Annotated in this window: 1 protein-coding gene; it reads right to left on the bottom strand. The window is 42.4% G+C overall.

Features of this window, described 5'->3' with window-relative positions:
• A partial coding sequence (locus tag Q4563_RS21835; protein ID WP_303606029.1) for a hypothetical protein occupies positions 1 to 245 on the bottom strand: 245 nt, incomplete at both ends.

The following is a 245-nucleotide window of genomic DNA, read 5'->3' as shown; positions in this document are numbered from 1 at the left end:
ATGTAAAGGTTTTCCACTATTATTAAACCAACTATGCACTAAATAATCATCACCTGTAAACGAACCATTTGTACCACCTTCCAACTCACCAATATCGACGGTCTTAACGGCTGGCGAGCCGCAATCACCACCCACGCTAAGAATATCGGCGGACGTATAACCATTAAAGCCAGACTCCCAGAGTTTTAATGTTGGGTCATAACCCACTAAAGTTAAAGTTATGTTGCCACCAGCGGGAATATATG

The organism is Gilvimarinus sp. 1_MG-2023, assembly GCF_030548285.1.
The sequence above is the reverse complement of the archived record's forward strand: the minus strand, read 5'-3'. Positions and strand labels throughout refer to the sequence as shown.